At 65.1% G+C, this 15,113-nt stretch carries 15 protein-coding genes; 4 read left to right on the top strand and 11 right to left on the bottom strand.

The window, feature by feature from the left end:
- Nucleotides 1-216: 216 nt before the first annotated feature.
- Nucleotides 217-858, top strand: coding sequence for a uracil-DNA glycosylase (locus QF036_RS04210; protein WP_307099504.1), 642 nt, complete (start codon nt 217-219; stop codon nt 856-858).
- Nucleotides 859-1,026: 168 nt separating this feature from the next.
- On the opposite strand, the gene QF036_RS04205 is transcribed toward QF036_RS04210, so the two are convergent.
- The 4 genes from QF036_RS04205 to QF036_RS04190 all read right to left on the bottom strand — a co-directional run bounded on the left by QF036_RS04205 (nt 1,027) and on the right by QF036_RS04190 (nt 5,242).
- Complete coding sequence (locus QF036_RS04205) at nt 1,027-1,449, bottom strand: DUF3151 domain-containing protein (protein ID WP_307099502.1); 423 nt, start codon at nt 1,447-1,449, stop codon at nt 1,027-1,029.
- 2 nt (nt 1,450-1,451) lie between these two features.
- Nucleotides 1,452-2,471, bottom strand: coding sequence for a class II fructose-bisphosphate aldolase (fbaA, locus tag QF036_RS04200; protein WP_307099501.1), 1,020 nt, complete (start codon nt 2,469-2,471; stop codon nt 1,452-1,454).
- 144 nt (nt 2,472-2,615) lie between these two features.
- Complete coding sequence (locus tag QF036_RS04195) at nt 2,616-3,827, bottom strand: amidohydrolase (protein WP_307099499.1); 1,212 nt, start codon at nt 3,825-3,827, stop codon at nt 2,616-2,618.
- Nucleotides 3,824-5,242 carry an MFS transporter gene (locus QF036_RS04190; protein WP_307099497.1) on the bottom strand — a complete coding sequence of 473 codons (1,419 nt, stop codon included), beginning with the start codon at nt 5,240-5,242 and terminating at the stop codon, nt 3,824-3,826. The genes QF036_RS04195 and QF036_RS04190 overlap by 4 nt, the downstream gene beginning before the upstream one ends.
- A gap of 128 nt (nt 5,243-5,370) precedes the next feature.
- Between QF036_RS04190 and QF036_RS04185 the strand changes: the two genes are divergently transcribed.
- Both QF036_RS04185 and QF036_RS04180 read left to right on the top strand, forming a co-directional pair.
- The gene (locus QF036_RS04185) at nt 5,371-6,426 is read left to right on the top strand and encodes an Lrp/AsnC family transcriptional regulator (RefSeq protein ID WP_307099495.1); all 1,056 of its coding nucleotides are present in this window, start codon (nt 5,371-5,373) and stop codon (nt 6,424-6,426) included.
- Nucleotides 6,419-7,276, top strand: a complete 858-nt coding sequence (locus QF036_RS04180) for an IclR family transcriptional regulator (protein WP_307099493.1) — start codon at nt 6,419-6,421, stop codon at nt 7,274-7,276. The genes QF036_RS04185 and QF036_RS04180 overlap by 8 nt, the downstream gene beginning before the upstream one ends.
- A 90-nt stretch (nt 7,277-7,366) precedes the next feature.
- Here QF036_RS04180 and QF036_RS04175 read toward each other — a convergent pair whose 3' ends face one another.
- Complete coding sequence (locus QF036_RS04175) at nt 7,367-8,845, bottom strand: purine-cytosine permease family protein (RefSeq protein WP_307099492.1); 1,479 nt, start codon at nt 8,843-8,845, stop codon at nt 7,367-7,369.
- Between the two features lie 141 nt (nt 8,846-8,986).
- The gene (locus tag QF036_RS04170; RefSeq protein ID WP_307099490.1) at nt 8,987-9,658 is read right to left on the bottom strand and encodes a TrmH family RNA methyltransferase; all 672 of its coding nucleotides are present in this window, start codon (nt 9,656-9,658) and stop codon (nt 8,987-8,989) included.
- Nucleotides 9,659-9,710: 52 nt separating this feature from the next.
- Here QF036_RS04170 and QF036_RS04165 point away from each other — a divergent pair, with 52 nt between their 5' ends.
- A complete protein-coding gene (locus tag QF036_RS04165; RefSeq protein WP_307099488.1) occupies nt 9,711-10,547 on the top strand; it encodes an HAD-IIA family hydrolase in 837 nt (278 codons plus the stop codon).
- Here QF036_RS04165 and QF036_RS04160 read toward each other — a convergent pair.
- The 5 genes from QF036_RS04160 to QF036_RS04140 all read right to left on the bottom strand — a co-directional run bounded on the left by QF036_RS04160 (nt 10,544) and on the right by QF036_RS04140 (nt 15,029).
- Complete coding sequence (locus tag QF036_RS04160; protein ID WP_307099487.1) at nt 10,544-11,593, bottom strand: thioesterase domain-containing protein; 1,050 nt, start codon at nt 11,591-11,593, stop codon at nt 10,544-10,546. The genes QF036_RS04165 and QF036_RS04160 overlap by 4 nt on opposite strands.
- Nucleotides 11,594-11,676: 83 nt before the next feature.
- On the bottom strand, nt 11,677-12,237 hold the full coding sequence (locus QF036_RS04155) for a hypothetical protein (RefSeq protein ID WP_307099485.1): 561 nt from the start codon (nt 12,235-12,237) through the stop codon (nt 11,677-11,679).
- Nucleotides 12,238-12,330: 93 nt separating this feature from the next.
- Nucleotides 12,331-13,089: a GAF and ANTAR domain-containing protein gene (locus QF036_RS04150; protein ID WP_307099483.1), complete on the bottom strand. Its 759-nt coding sequence runs from the start codon at nt 13,087-13,089 to the stop codon at nt 12,331-12,333.
- An 85-nt stretch (nt 13,090-13,174) separates the two neighbouring features.
- Nucleotides 13,175-13,756: an orotate phosphoribosyltransferase gene (gene pyrE, locus QF036_RS04145; protein ID WP_307099481.1), complete on the bottom strand. Its 582-nt coding sequence runs from the start codon at nt 13,754-13,756 to the stop codon at nt 13,175-13,177.
- 10 nt (nt 13,757-13,766) lie between these two features.
- Nucleotides 13,767-15,029, bottom strand: coding sequence for an FAD-dependent oxidoreductase (locus tag QF036_RS04140; RefSeq protein WP_307099479.1), 1,263 nt, complete (start codon nt 15,027-15,029; stop codon nt 13,767-13,769).
- Nucleotides 15,030-15,113: the final 84 nt, after the last annotated feature.

The following is a 15,113-nucleotide window of genomic DNA, read 5'->3' as shown; positions in this document are numbered from 1 at the left end:
CCCTCACTTACTTCCCTGCAGGCCCCCGCCTGCGCGGCTCCGTCACGGAGGCGCGCAGGGCCGGGGCCTCACGGTTTCGGACGCCTTGCTAAACTGGGAAGGATCGGTCAAGCACCGGTCCACATCTCATTTCACACCACGCCGCACTCGGCATGCCTGCGGCGTGCCGGCCTGTGGCGCGGCGGCGCGACCCACCTGCAGGAGACACAGCACCATATGACCGCTCTGGCTACCGAATCCTTCCATGAACAGCTACTGAAGCGCCGTTACGAGCCCAACGTTGCCGCTGTCAATGAGCTCTGCGACACGTTGCAGAGCGCCAAGCCGGGCACCCAGGTGCCGTACGTCGACCCCGCCCACGACGTCGACGAATGCCGCATCATCAGCCTCTTCTCCAACATCGGCACGGCATCGCCCACCGGCTTCATCATGCCGGGCGACGACGATGCCGCCACCCGCATGCTGGGCCTCCAGTGGAAGCTGGGCCTGCGGCCGGAATACATCATGCCGTGGAACGTGCACCCGTGGCACACGCCGGGTGAGCCGAACGGCAAGTTCACTCCCGACCAGATCCAGGCCGGCCTCAAGCCGCTGCTGAAGGTCCTGGCCCTGGTGCCCCGCGCCTCGGTCATCATTGCCCACGGCACCGAGGCCAACCGCCTCGCCGGCCTGCTGCTCAAGACCGAAGTTCCCCTGCTGTGGCGCCGCGGACTGAAGACCTATAAGGTCCGTTCGCTGAGCGGCCGCTCCTTCGCCGGATCCCCCGAGCGGCAGAAGCAGTACCTGGACGAGATGCAGGTTGCCTACGCCGACGCCATGGCCCGCACCGGCCTGCAGAAGTCCCCACCTGCCCCCTAACCTCGCAAGCTCGGTCAGGGAACCCGGCAGGCGTGGGCCCAACTCATACGCCGGCGGGCGGTCACCTTCTTTGGAGAAGGTGACCGCCCGCCGTCGTATACGGGGCGCCGCCGCCGAGGGTTCCCTGGCTGAGCGGAGCGAAGCGAGGGAGGCGGTGGGGATGTTGTATTACTTGCCTTCGATGGCTGCCTTGGCCCTGGGGTCCGAGTCGTTGAGGAACTTCTCGATGCGCTCGGGTTCCTCCGCCTCGTTGATGGCGGCGGAGGCGCGGCCCAGCGAGTAAAGCGCCCGCAGGAAGCCGCGGTTGGGCTCGTGCTCCCACGGGATGGGCCCCACACCCCGCCAGCCGTTGCGGCGGAGCGAGTCCAGGCCACGGTGGTAGCCGACCCGTGCGTAGGCGTAGGAATCAATGGTGCGGCCTTCCGCCCATGCCTCCTCGGCCAGGACGGCCCACAACAGCGATGACGTCGGGTGCTTTTCCACGAGGTCCAGCGCCTCAGCGCCGAGCGCGAGGTGCTGGTACACCTCGGTCTCGGCAGGCAGGAGCGTGGGCTCGGGGCCCAACAGGTTCTTCCGGAACTCGTCGGACATGACTAGAAGGTCTTGCCTGCCGAGCCGAGCTGCTGGGTTGCTTCCACCACGCGGGCGGCGAGGCCGGCTTCGGCGGAGGCGCCCCAGACGCGGGGGTCGTAGGTCTTCTTGTTGCCCACTTCGCCGTCGACCTTCAGCACGCCGTCGTAGTTCTTGAACATGTGGTCCGCCACCGGACGCGTGTACGCGTACTGGGTGTCGGTGTCGATGTTCATCTTGATCGTGCCGTAGGACACGGCGTCCGCGATCTCCTGGTCCGAGGAACCGGAGCCGCCGTGGAACACGAGGTCGAACGGGCTGTCCTTGCCGATCTTCGCACCGACCTGGGCCTGGATGTCCTTCAGGATCTCCGGGCGCAGCTTCACCCCGCCCGGCTTGTACACGCCATGCACATTGCCGAAGGTCAGCGCCGTGATGTAGCGGCCGTTCTCACCCGAACCCAGCGCCTCCACCGTGGCCAGCGCATCTTCGACCGTGGTGTACAGCTTCTCGTTGATCTCGTTCTCAACGCCGTCCTCCTCGCCGCCGACCGTGCCGATCTCGACCTCCAGGATCATCTTCGCGGCAGCGGTACGGTCAAGCAGCTCACGGGCGATCCGCAGGTTTTCCTGCAGCGTCTCGGCCGAACCGTCCCACATGTGCGAATTAAACAGCGGGTTGCGGCCGGCCTTGACCTCGGCCTCGGACGCGGCCAGCAGCGGCAGCACGAAACCGTCCAGCTTGTCCTTGGGGCAGTGGTCCGTGTGCAGGGCGATGTTCACGTTGTAGTTCTTGGCCACCTCACGGGCAAACGCGGCGAAGCCCAGCGACCCGGCAACCATGTCCTTGGTCGAGGCACCGGACCAGTACGCCGCACCGCCGGTGGAAACCTGCACGATGCCGTCAGACTCGGCCTCCGCGAAACCGCGCAACGCCGCGTTCAGCGTCTGCGAGGACGTCACGTTCACGGCCGGGAACGCGAAGCCGCCCTTCTTGGCACGGTCGATCATGTCGGCATAGATCTCTGGGGTTGCAATGGGCATGCTGACTCCTAAATCGGATTTCGTCTGCGGGTTGGGTTGACCCTGGAGTGAACCTCGTCGGCTAGGAACCATCCTAGCCATTTCTTTGCACCGGCCGTGGTTCGCGTCACGCGGCCGGGTAACACATTGCGCTTGCGGGTTCCCCTACTGCACCACCGTTCGGCGGAGCAGCCGCCTAGTTTGCTCCGGGTCCGTGGCCGCTGCACATGCCGCTGAGGCCAGTCCGAACGATCCGTCAAGCACCGCTTTGTCCGCACCCGCGGAGGCACCGAAGGCAGCGAACTCGGCGGTGTGGTGCGCGGAGCCCCTCACGTCGTAGCCGACCATAGGATGAATGCTCGGCACGAGCTGCGAGACATTTCCCATGTCCGTCGAGGCCACTGGCTCGGCGCTGAACGTGACGACCCTGCCCCTGGCCGTCATCGCTGCACGGTAGGCCTCTGACAGGAATGCGTCCTGACGCAGTTCTGCGTAGTCGTTGCCCGTGGGTGTGACCTGAAGGGTGCTGCCGCTCGCATGAGCACCGGCTTCAAGGCAGCGCCTCACTTTGTGTTGGATCAGCCGGAGGTTCTCGGTGCTGACGGCCCGCATTTCAATGTTGGCCCGGGCACGCTCCGGAATGACGTTAACGGCACTCCCGCCTTCCGTCACGATCAAAGATACGATCGAACCCGCTGGCAGTTGCTGCCGTGCCAAGGCAATTGCCGTCTGCGCGACTACCAGCGCGTCGAGTGCGTTGATACCTTCTGCAGGAGCCGCCGCGGCATGGGCTGGCCGCCCCTCGAACAGCACGTCCCACATGCACATCGCCAGGGACGAACCACCCACGACGTCTGTTGCCGCAGCGTGCGCCATCATGGCCAGGGATACGTCGTCGAAAAAGCCCTCGTCTATCAAGTCCACTTTGCCGCCGGTGGTCTCTTCCGCGGGAGTTCCGAGCACTTTGACGGTGAGGCCCACTTCGTCGGCCACGGCCGCCAGCGCCAGCGCCGCCCCCACCGCGCTGGCCGCGTTTACGTTGTGCCCGCACGCATGACCGATGTCGGGCAACGCGTCGTATTCAGCACAGAGTGCCACCACAAGCGCGCCGGATCCGAAGCGCGCGCTGAATGCGGTGGGCTGTGCAGGCTGCGGCTCATCGAAGCTGAACCCAGCCATCCGGAGTACCCGGTTCACCCGCTTGGCGGCACGGAACTCATGGCCGCCGAGCTCCGGATCCGCATGAATGGCGTGGCTCAGATCCAGAATCTCCGGCTTCCAGCGCTCCACTGCGGCCTCGAGGGCGGTTTCGATATCGCCCCGGGATACAGGAATGACGGCGGCCCCTCGCCTGTGGCCAGCTGGTCCGGGGATCATGCCGCCACCTCGGCAGCTTGGCGCGTGGGGTAGGCCGCACTCGCGGCGGCGGCAATCAAAGCCGCCATTGCCAAGGCGCCGCAGATGGACAGCAGTCCGGCCTCTGTTATGTGCCCCGCCTCGGCCGAGGCTGAGGAGATGAGCTTGACCACTGCAGCCCCCACGGCGATGCCGACGGACAATGCCAGCTCATTGAGTCCGGCCGCCGTCGAGGTCTCCTCCAGGGGGACGCCTTCGACCGACAGCGCCCGGGTCCCCGCCTGGTACATCCCCAGGCTCAGGTTGAACATGGCGAAGCCGGCGCAATAGCCCGGGAGGGATCCGTGGGCAATCATCATCACCAGGAAACCGCCCGCCAGCAGGACGCCTGCGAAGACGAGGGTGGCCCGTTCGCCGAACTTCCTGAGTGCCTTGGCCGTGAGCAGTGAGGAGGCCAGGGAAAGTACCGAGGCCAGCGCAAGGACAATGGCGATCATCAGCGGGCTAAGACCAAATCCGTAACCCGTCATATCCGGGTTGGAATGCAGGAAAATGCCGTTAGTGCCGAAGTAGCTGATGGACGCGAAACCGAAGAAGAAGGTGGCCAGCGAGACAGCCCTGATCCGCGGATTCGACAGCATCCGTAGGTCCATGAACCTGCGGCCCTGGGTGCAGCTGAAATCGCGCCTGGCCCAGTAAACCAGCAGTGCAATCCCCGCCACGCCTGCCGCAAGGGTCCGGGCGTCGAGCCAGCCCCATTCAGGCGCCATCGAGAGCGCCACGACAAACCCAATCAGCCCGAGTGAGCAAGCGAGCAACGGCGCAAGGGCGATGCCCTCACGCGTCGGAATCCCGGCGTCGGGCAGTATGAACGAGCAGACGAGGGCGACCACAGCGAACGGCACTGCCACCCAAAAGCCGAGCATCGGGTCGGTGACACCGATGATGCCCGCGAGAAGCCCGCCGGCCCCCACCATGATCATGAGCATTCCGATCATGACGCTCACGCCGGTGCGCGTGCGGGATGGGCTGCTGACCCGCAGGATTCCCATCATGAGCGGAATGAAGCCCACAACGCAGGTGAGCATGACGACGCCCACCGTCACCGTCCACAGCGACGGCCAGAGTGCCATTTGAAGCACGCCGGCCGCCACAACACCCGTGGACCAGCGCAGCACCAGCCGGTATCCGTAGCTGTCGCCAAGCCTCGAAATAATCGGGGTCAGGACGGCGAAGCTGACGTTGGAGATGAGGAAGATGCCGTTGATGGTGGGATCGTCAATCCCGAAGACGGGTCCCAGCGCGGGCAGGATGGGATTCAGATATCCCTGTGTGACCCCGCTGAGCGACTCAATGAGTGCCATTGCCAGGATCATTCCCGCAATGGTCCTGCGCGTGCTGACCTCCAGCGGGGGAGGTGCTGTCTTGCTTGCCATGTGATTCCTTGTGGTCCGGGGCGGATTTGCCTGCGGTGATGCGAGTCACAACGTTAGGACCTTCGTTTACACTGGCTTAGAAATTGTTCGAAACTCACCTGGAGCGGCAAATATTGAAGGAATCAGCCATGATTTCGGAGCTTGACCTTGAAATCGTGAATGCCCTCCAGATCAATCCACGCGCGGAATGGAGCCGGGTGGCGGACGCCTTGGGCCTGTCCGGGCCCACGGTGGCAAGGCGCTGGAGCGCCCTTGCGGAGCAAGGTCAGGCATGGATCACACCGGCTCCCGGACAGCGCTATCTCAGTGCCGGCTGGTCCGCATTCATCCACCTGTCGTCTTCGCCCAGCGAGGGTGAGGCGCTCATCGAGCGGCTTTGCGCCGAGCCGGCGTTCGGCACCGTCTCGCTGGTCACCGGCTCGCACGACCTCTTTGTGGACTGCTTTGCGTCCAGCCACGCCGAACTGATGGACATAGTCACCGGCTCCTTCCCCGGGCTGCCCGGCGTCACGCATCGCGAGGTTGTTTTCGTCACGAAGCTGTACCGCCAGGCATCCGAATGGCGCAGCGGGACCCTGGAACCCGCACGCGCCCGGCAGGTATCGGCGGAACCCCTGCCTGAGCAGCCTGCGTACGCTCCGGACCGGCTGGATGCGGCACTGCTGGAAGAGCTCGCCAAGGACGGGCGGGCCAGCTGGGCGGAGCTGGGTGCCGCATGCGGCGTCTCGCCCCAAACCGCACGACGGCGGGTGGAGCGGTTCCTCGCCACAGGTTACATAGCGTTGCGCTGCGATACGTCGACGGCGGCCCAACAGGGACTGCGGGAAGTCACCTTGGTCCTGAACGTCCCCGCGCAGTACGTTGACGACGTCGGCCACTACTTCGCGGCACTCAGCAACTGCCGCCTCAGCGCCCAGGTTCTGGGGGCGCAGAACCTGCTGGTCACCATGTGGGTCCGTGACTACCTGCAAGTCCAGGCCCTACGAGCGCGAACTGGCCGATCGGGCTCCGGGAAGTGCGGTCATCTCCCGGCAGGCCGTGGTCCGGACATTCAAGCGCATGGGCCATGTCCTGGACGAATCAGGATGCAGCCGCAGCGTGGTGCCGCTGCCGCTGTGGACGGAAGGTCTCTAGCCCGGTGTCCGGTATGCCGGACACCGGGCGTATTCTGGGAGAGTGAGTAGCTCACCGCTGCGCCCCAAAGCCCCTGCCGCTGTACAGGTTCTCGCCGTTCTTAGGTACGTCGCGGAACAGGCCGGCCCAGTGGCCGCCTCGGTCATCGCCCGTGACGTGGGAGTGCCGCGGTCAACGACGTATCAGTTGATCGCGGCCTTGGTTGATGACGGGTTTCTGGTCCATCTTCCGGAGGAACAAAAATATGCGCTGGGCGTCACGGCACACGAACTCGGAACCGGCTACTCACGGCAGGCCCCTCTTCAGCGCATCGCCCGTCACCCGCTCGCCCGGTTGGTGGGGCGCACCCGTCGTACTGCCCACCTTGCGGTGATGCATGGCCGTGACGTCGTTTACGTCATCGAGGAACGCGCTCCGCGCCAGCGGCCTCTGGTGACTGACACCGGTGTCCGGCTTCCGGCACATCTGACGGCCAGCGGCAGGGCGATGATGGCGCAGATGGATCCTGCCCAGGTCGCCGCCTTGTTTCCGGGTCCGGAGGCCTTCACGGTTCGCAATGACAACGGGCCGCAGTCCTTGCCAGCCCTGCAGGATTTGCTGTCGCGGGCGCGGTCCCTGGGCTACGCGTGGGAACAGGATGAAATCACTGTTGGTTACTCTTCCGTGGCTGTTGCCGTCCTGGACCGGGAGCGCTATCCCGTGGCCAGCGTGACATTGACTGTCTCCAACCGGGCGTTTCCTCCTGGTGGTGCGCGCCGTGCCAAGGATGCCGAGACGCCGGAGGAACGGGCAATGCGGATTGAAGACGTTGCCCGTGAGTGGATTCCGGAGGTGAACCGTTGTGCCCGCGAGATATCGCGCAGGCTGGGTATCCGTGGCCGATTTCCCTTAACCCGATGAGTGTCCCGGCCACGTGTGTGGCCGGGACACTCACATCAGGCATCAATGCTGTTTGTCGCGTGCAGATGCATCAGAGCCTGCCAGTGCTGCCTAGACGGCTGGGCTGGCGGGTGCGGAATTCGCAACTGGTTCCAGTGCTCCTTGCCCCGTTTCAGCCGGATAAATCATGTGGGACGGTGCGTTGGAGTTCCTCTTGGCCAGCGGGTAGTACACCAGGGCTGTGACGACCAGCCCCACGAGCCAGGAGATGTCAGCACCGCCCAGGAGCTTCGTCATGGGCCCTGTGTAGAGGGCTTGGGCCAGGAATGGAATCTGTACGATGATGCCCGCTGCGTAGGTGATCAGGGCGGTCTTGTTCCAGTGCCCATAGCGGCCGTTCAGGTCGTACAGGGCCGGGATATCCACCTTTTCTTTGGAGATCAGGTAGTAGTCGACCAGGTTGATGGAGCTCCAGGGGATGAAAACCATAAGCAGCAACAGCACGAAGTTCTTGAAGTTGGCGATAAAGTCCGGCGACGCCAGGACGGCGATAAGCACGGACAGCCCGATGAAGCCGACGACGTACGCGAACCGCGTCCAGGTGGCCACACCCGTTTTGCGGGTGAACGCGGTCACCGAGGTCAGCATGGTCATGTAACCGCCGTAGGCGTTCAGGGTGTTGACCGTAAGCTTTCCGATCACGATGACCAGGTAGATGACCACAGCGATGAGGCCTCCGCCGCTCATGTGTCCGAGGAAGGCCACCTGGCCGTCCAGGAACCTCTCCCCCTTGGGCAAAGCAAGGGCGGCGAAGAGAGCTCCGAGGGTCATCGACCATTGGGAACCGAGCACAGTGCCGAAGTAGGACGCTTGGAACGTCTTGCGGGCTGGGGTGTCGGAGGGGAGGTAGCGGGAGTAGTCGGCCACATAGGGCCCATAGGTCAGTTGCCATCCGGCGCTGAGGGAGATGGCGAGCAAGAAAGTGGGAAATTCGAAGCTCCCGGCCCCCAGGAGAGCTCCTACATCCTGGCTGATGAGCAGCCTGATGCCGAGGTAGGTGAAGCCGAGCACTCCGACGATCGTGGCGATGCGGCCCATCATGTGGATGTATTTGTAGCCCAGCGTCGCGACGAGGATGGTCAGCGCCCCGAAGAGGACCATACCCACGGCCGGCGTGCCGGTGTGCAGAATCTGGTCCACGGCCTGGCCAGCCAGGACGGTGCCCGTGGCCGCGAACCCAAGGTACATGATGACCACCAGCACCAGCGGGATAACAGCACCCAGAATGCCGAACTGGGCCCGGCTGGAAATCATCTGCGGAAGCCCAAGTTTGGGGCCTTGGGCCGCGTGCAGCGCCATGACAGCCCCGCCCAGAAGGTTGCCGATGAGCAGGCCAATGATCGCCCACAGGGCATCCGCTCCGAACAGGACGGCGAGGGCACCATCGACGATGGCGGTGATCTGCATGTTCGCCCCGAACCATAGGGTGAACTGTTGTGCCGGGGAACCGTGACGTTCGTTTTCCGGGACGAAGTCGATGGAGCGGCGCTCAACGCGCGGCCCTGATCCCGTTTTTGTTGTGGCCTGCATGCTGTTCCTCACTTTGACGACCGGATCGAGGTCCCCCAACCTTTCAATCAATCTGAGCACGGGCTGTGAGCGGCATCACCCGAAAGCCGCGACGTTCCGTCCGGGGTTTCGGACAATGCGGCAAAACTGTGATTCGGCGGTTCAGACGTGCTGGCCGAACACGTGCCGGCGCACCCAGGCGTGCATGGCGATCGCCGCGGCCGAGCCCGCGTTGATGGAGCGGGTGGACCCGAACTGCTCGATGGACAGTGTTGCTTCCGCCGCCTCGTGGACCTCCGGGGTCAGCCCCGGGCCTTCCTGGCCGAAGACCAGCACGCACTTCTGCGGCAGTTCGTAGGTCTCCAGCGGCACGGAATCGGGAAAGATGTCAATCCCGATGATGGCCAGCCCCTCCCCCTGCGCCCAGGCCACGAAGTCCTCCACAGTGGGGTGGTGGCGGACGTGCTGGTAGCGGTCGGTGACCATCGCCCCGCGGCGGTTCCACCGCCGTCGTCCGATGATGTGGACCTCCTTGGCGAGGAACGCGTTGGCGGTGCGCACCACAGTGCCGATGTTGAGGTCGTGCTGCCAGTTCTCGATGGCGATGTGGAAGTCGTGCCGCTTGGCGTCCAGGTCCGCGACGATCGCCTCGTGCTTCCAATACCGGTACTTGTCCACGACGTTGCGCCGGTCGCCGTCGGCCAGGAGGTCAGGATCCCAGTGGTCGCCTGCCGGCCATTCACCGTCCCAGGGTCCGACGCCGACCTCCGGCTTTGGCTCCGGCGTTTCGTTTTGGTCTGGTTGGGGTTCGGGTGTCCCGGGCGTTTGCGTCACCCCTCAACACTAGACTGGGCTCCGAACCCAAACATCTCGGCGAAGGAATGACATGGCAGAAGCGGACAAGGTAAAGACATCGGCGGCCGTCTACCGCAGTGGCCAGGAAATTGAGTGCTGGCTCACCGACATGGACGGGGTCCTGGTGCATGAGAACCAGGCCGTACCTGGCGCCGCGGAACTGATCCAGCGCTGGGTGGACACCTCAAAGCGCTTCCTGGTCCTGACCAACAACTCGATCTTCACGCCTCGTGACCTCGCCGCCCGGCTGCGGGCCTCCGGCCTGGAAATCCCGGAGGAGAACATCTGGACGTCGGCCCTGGCCACCGCCCAGTTCCTGAAGGACCAGGTGTCTGCCGGCGGACCGGACAGTGGCAACCGCGCGTACACCATCGGCGAGGCAGGGCTGACGACGGCGCTCCACGAGGCCGGCTTCATCCTCACCGACCAGAACCCCGACTTCGTGGTGCTCGGGGAAACCCGCACGTACTCCTTCGAGGCGATCACCATGGCGATCCGGCTGATCCTTGCCGGGGCCCGCTTCATCGCCACCAACCCGGACGCCACCGGCCCGTCCAAGGAGGGCCCGATGCCCGCCACCGGCGCCATCGCCGCCCTGATCACCAAGGCCACGGGGCGGGAACCGTACATTGTGGGCAAACCGAACCCCATGATGTTCCGGTCGGCCATGAACCAGATTGATGCCCACTCGGAGACCACCGCGATGATCGGCGACCGCATGGACACGGACATCATCGCGGGCATGGAGGCCGGGCTGCACACCGTACTGGTGCTCAGCGGTATCACGCAGCGCGACGAAATTGCTTCTTACCCGTTCCGCCCCAACCAGGTACTGAACTCCGTGGCGGACCTCAAGAACCAGATCTAGAACGGTGTCATCTTCCCGCCGCCTCCGGGCAGCGGGAAGATCTCGTTCTCCAGGTCCTCGAGGATGGGCCGGTACACGAACGGGTTCCAGCCAGGACTGGCGTGGGCCGGCAGCGCCCCCGTGGTCTGCCGGTCGGCCGAGACCATGTTGGCGGCGAAGGTGCGCGCCCACGAATCGCGGGCCGTCTGGTAGTTGACGGTCTGGTCCCGCGGATTTCCGATGTACGCCATCCGGGTATCCCCGATCTGGCCCGCAAAGCGCGTGGCATCAAAGTGGTAGATGTAGGCGGATTCGGTCTGGACCAGTACGCTCGAGGGGGCGATCGGGGACAGCTGTTCCAGTGTCTGGTCGAGAATCTGCCCCCACGTGCGCTCGTCCTTGTGGACCACCCGCTCCCCCAGCTCGTAGCCCCCGCGCAGCACGGACGGGATCCGGAAGCCGCTTTCATAGAGGAACACCACGCCGTCGAACCAGCTCTGGTCCAGGACATCGAACTTGCTGTAGGGGCTGCAGTCGAGCACGATCAGCTCAACCTTGACGCCGTGCAGCTCCAGCAGGCGGGCGGCCACCTGCGTCGCCACCATGCCACCGAAGCTGTGGCCGTAGAAGTAGAGGGTGGTGAGGTTGTTCGCCCGGACGTACTCGATCACGGCGATCACCAACTGGTCGATGTCCAGGCCCAGGTTCGAATACCCGGCCGCCGCGAGCTGGCCGCGCAGCCGAAGGCTGCCGCGGAGTGAGTTGAGGATCCACTGGGCCTCTTCCCAGCTGGTCTTGTAGCCGGGGAACAGGATCCAGCTGGAGTGGGGGAAGTAGCTCTGCGCGAAGTCGTCCTCGACCACGAGGATTTTGTGGACCTGCCGTTCCTCCTGCACGCGCTTCGTGAACAGCATGTCCGCGGCAAGGATGGTGGACGCGCCTGCTCCGGAGAGGAAGGTCCGGCGGGAGAACCGTTTCAGGTCTGCGGCGCGCCGAAGGAACCGGGCAGCGTCTGCGCCCGGCGCCTTCTGCCGGCCCGTCTGGCCGGCGGCCCCTTCATATGGCACTGGACTACCCTAGGCACACTTCTAACCGCAGGCACAGTTCCGGTTCCATCGGCGGTTCGAACCCTGTGAGGTTCATCCCCTGGTCAGCTGGGTGCGGCGTGCTGCCCTGCGGACTCGATCGATTCCCGGCGGGCTATTTCCTCACCGATCGCCTCGTATCGGGCCAGCAGTTCCTGTCCGGAACACCCGGCGGGATCATCCAGCAGCGCGAAGACCGAGTCGCTCGCCGCCAGCAGTTCGTGAGAGGAATACTTGGATAGGGGGCGGAATCCCGCGGCAACCTGCGCCTCAGTCAGCCCTGCCGGGTCGGTCAGCGCCGTGAAGTCCGCGCGGGCTTGAGTCACGGTGTCGCGGCTGGACAAAACCTCCAGCAGGACTCCTGGCGCTGGACGGGAGGAAACCTGCCATGCGCCGGCGTCGAGGGTGTTGAGGTCGGAGCGAAGGCCCGCGAGCGCGGATGACTCCACGAAAGCGGCGTTGGAAAGATCCACAGTGATGGGCGATGAGATACCCATCCGGCGGACGCGTCGGATTTCGAGCATCAGCTCAGGGCGGGACGCCTGGGTGAGGCTCCCCCGGACATCGATCCGCGCCGTGCCGTTGGCGTCGTTGATCTTAATAAGGGAATTAAGCTGGTTGTCCATAGGTACTCCAAAAAGGGGTGTCTATGGCCGACGGCTCAACCTCGGACAGCCTATCCCCCCGCAGGGCGGCCGCACAAGCAGCGGGCCGCGGCGCTATCCCGCCTGAACCTTCCCGGGCTCCTCGAAGTGCGTACGCACCTCCGCGCCGCCCACCGAGTTCACCAGCGATGCCGCGACGTCGCGAAGTTTGACGTTGCTGTGACTTGAGGCATCAGTCAGGATCCGGACGGCAGTCTCCTGGCTGCACCGGTTCTGCGCCATGACAATGCCGACGGCGATGTCGATGACGGTCCGGGATTCCAACGTCGCGCGGAGATTCGTCGCACTGTCCGTGTGCAGCGAAAACCTGACCGCCAGGCGTAGGGCCTGGGAAATCTCTCGGGTATACCCTCGGGCGCGGGCCGCAGAAATCTCAGTAAACTTGTGCGGCACGTCAGAGTACAGGTTGAGCGCGGCCTTCGCTTCCCCCTGCAGGCTAAAGGGCAGCGACAGCACCGATCGAAGCCCGTGGGAAGCCACGGCATTGGCGTAGTCAGGTCCCCAGCGGTCTTCTTCGAAGAGATCCGGAACGTGGACTTCCCGTTCTTCCTCCGCCGCGGTCAGGCACGGTCCCCGGGACAGCGAATACTGGATTTCGTCCACTTCGCGGGCGGAGTCGCTGCTCCAGCCGATCGTCGCCGCCTTGCGGTCCCTCAGCAGTGTGATTCCGCAGAGGGCGTCGTCCCCGTCGCCCGCCACTTGGTGCGCCGAGTACCGCGCAAGCTCATTGAGGAAGTCCTCAAAGTCGGCGCTCTCCAGAATGAGATTCTGGACTTGCTCAACACTGCTCAGGGCCTGCTTCGACGGGTACATGACGGGGTGCTCCAAAGGAAAGGACTGATCCGGGGTACGGAAATACTAGGCCACCCGGGGTGTACCGTCCACAAAGACAGGTGGCTCAGCTCAGCCCGAGCTCGTCCTTGCTGAAGGCGTACAGGTACGGCACCCCGGCTTGGGCTTCGATCTTTTCCTTGGCGCCCGTGTCGCGGTCGACGATGACGGCGACAGCCACGACGTTGCCACCCGCGTTGCGAACACCCTCGACGGCGGTCAGGGCCGAACCGCCGGTGGTGGAGGTGTCCTCAAGGACCAGGACCTTGCGGCCCTCGACGGAGGGACCTTCCACCTGCCGGCCCATGCCATAGGACTTCTGCGCTTTGCGGACAACGAAAGCGTCGATGGCCCGGCCGGCGTCTGTGGCGGCGTGCATGACGGCGGTGCCCACCGGGTCGGCACCCATCGTGAGGCCGCCGGCGCACTCAAAGTCGATGCCGGCGTCGTCAATCAGGGACAGCATGACCTGGCCGACGAGCTTGGAGGCCTCGTGGTGAAGGGTGATGCGGCGCAGATCGATGTAGTAGTCGGCCTCGGCTCCGCTGGACAGAGTGACCTTGCCGCGGACAACCGCGAGCTCCTTGATCAGTTCCAGAAGTCGGGCACGGGCAGCGGTGTTGGAAAGCGAGTCCGGGGTGGCAGTCATGGGCTCCAGTTTAGTCGGTGCCGGGTACCTTGCCGGGCCCCGCGTCCACACGCCGGGCGAAGGCGGGTGCGTGCTCAGGCAGGGGTCCGTGCGCGATCATCCGCGGCAGCAGGCCCATCAGCACGGGAACATGCTGGGCCAGGTACATCACCGCAGCCGGCGGGCCGGACCGCTTGCCGCTAAAGAGCGGGATGAAGACGCCGCGGTGCATGAGGCGCTGGACGGATTGGATGATGACCGTGGGCAGTTGCCGCCTCCGCTGCACCGCCGCAAGATCCTCCACCGTGACTTTCCCGCGCAGCAACGCGGGCGCGAGCCGGGCGGCCGCAGCCACGGCATCCTGGATGGCCAGGTTGATTCCCACGCCGCCGGCCGGGGACATCGCGTGCGCGGCGTCGCCGATGCACAGCAGCCCGTCGATGTACCACCGCTGCAGGCGGTCCAGCCGGACATCCAGCCAGTGGAGGTCGTCCAGGGACCCGATGGCGTCGACCCGGTCGGCGAGGTCCGGGCGCAGCGCGGCGATCCGTTCCCGGAACCGTTCCACCCCCTCGCTCTTGATGCGGTCACCGGCGCCTTTCGGGGCGAAGTAGCCCATCTGGTAGTAGGTGTCGCGGAACAGGGCGATCACGGCATCGCGGTCCCCGAAGGCGGGAACGATTTCTGCGACTTCCCCTTGCTCCGACTCCGCCCGCGGCAGCTTGAACCACCACGTGTCGAACGGCACCGGGTATTCCTTCGATTTCAGGCCTGCCGCCTGGCGCAGCACCGAATGCCGGCCGTCCGTGGCCACCACGAGGTCTGCGCGGAGCGCGCCTTCGGTGCCGTCCTTGGTGACGTACCGGATACCAGTGACCCGTCCGCCGTCGGACATGAGGGACCTCGCCTTGTGCTCCATCAAAAGCGTGAACGTTGGCTCCTGCTCGGCGGCGCGGGCGAGGAAGTTCAGGAAGTCCCACTGGGGCATCATGGCAATGTAGTTGTACGGCGGCCGAAGCGCGGCGAAATTTCCCAGCGTGACCAGGCCGCCACCGGGCGTCGGGAAGGCCACGTTGCGCAGCCGGCTTTGCGGCAACCCGCGGAACTCGCTGCCGAGGCCGAGTTCATCGATGAGCCGGATAGTGGAAGCGTGGACGGTATCGCCGCGGAAGTCACGGAGGAAGTCGCCGTGTTTTTCGAGGACGGTGACCTCGACGCCGGCCCGCGCCAGCAGGAGGCCCAGCATCATGCCGGCCGGCCCGCCGCCCACCACCACGCACCCTGTACTCTCCATGAGCCATACGGTACGCCTGTCCGAGCGGCGGGGCACAGAGCGCGAACGGACTCGGGCGGAAACAGTTGAGCGGTGCGGATCGGG

Source organism: Arthrobacter globiformis, assembly GCF_030817195.1.
In the GTDB taxonomy this organism is placed as follows: domain Bacteria; phylum Actinomycetota; class Actinomycetes; order Actinomycetales; family Micrococcaceae; genus Arthrobacter; species Arthrobacter globiformis_D.
The sequence above is the reverse complement of the archived record's forward strand: the minus strand, read 5'-3'. Positions and strand labels throughout refer to the sequence as shown.

Coding starts and splice junctions, on each gene's coding strand:
- QF036_RS04210 (WP_307099504.1), top strand. CDS start 217: ATGACCGCTCTGGCTACCGAATCCTTCCATGAACAGCTACTGAAGCGC.
- QF036_RS04205 (WP_307099502.1), bottom strand. CDS start 1,449: ATGTCCGACGAGTTCCGGAAGAACCTGTTGGGCCCCGAGCCCACGCTC.
- fbaA (WP_307099501.1), bottom strand. CDS start 2,471: ATGCCCATTGCAACCCCAGAGATCTATGCCGACATGATCGACCGTGCC.
- QF036_RS04195 (WP_307099499.1), bottom strand. CDS start 3,827: ATGATCCCCGGACCAGCTGGCCACAGGCGAGGGGCCGCCGTCATTCCT.
- QF036_RS04190 (WP_307099497.1), bottom strand. CDS start 5,242: ATGGCAAGCAAGACAGCACCTCCCCCGCTGGAGGTCAGCACGCGCAGG.
- QF036_RS04185 (WP_307099495.1), top strand. CDS start 5,371: ATGATTTCGGAGCTTGACCTTGAAATCGTGAATGCCCTCCAGATCAAT.
- QF036_RS04175 (WP_307099492.1), bottom strand. CDS start 8,845: ATGCAGGCCACAACAAAAACGGGATCAGGGCCGCGCGTTGAGCGCCGC.
- QF036_RS04165 (WP_307099488.1), top strand. CDS start 9,711: ATGGCAGAAGCGGACAAGGTAAAGACATCGGCGGCCGTCTACCGCAGT.
- QF036_RS04155 (WP_307099485.1), bottom strand. CDS start 12,237: ATGGACAACCAGCTTAATTCCCTTATTAAGATCAACGACGCCAACGGC.
- QF036_RS04150 (WP_307099483.1), bottom strand. CDS start 13,089: ATGTACCCGTCGAAGCAGGCCCTGAGCAGTGTTGAGCAAGTCCAGAAT.
- pyrE (WP_307099481.1), bottom strand. CDS start 13,756: ATGACTGCCACCCCGGACTCGCTTTCCAACACCGCTGCCCGTGCCCGA.
- QF036_RS04140 (WP_307099479.1), bottom strand. CDS start 15,029: ATGGAGAGTACAGGGTGCGTGGTGGTGGGCGGCGGGCCGGCCGGCATG.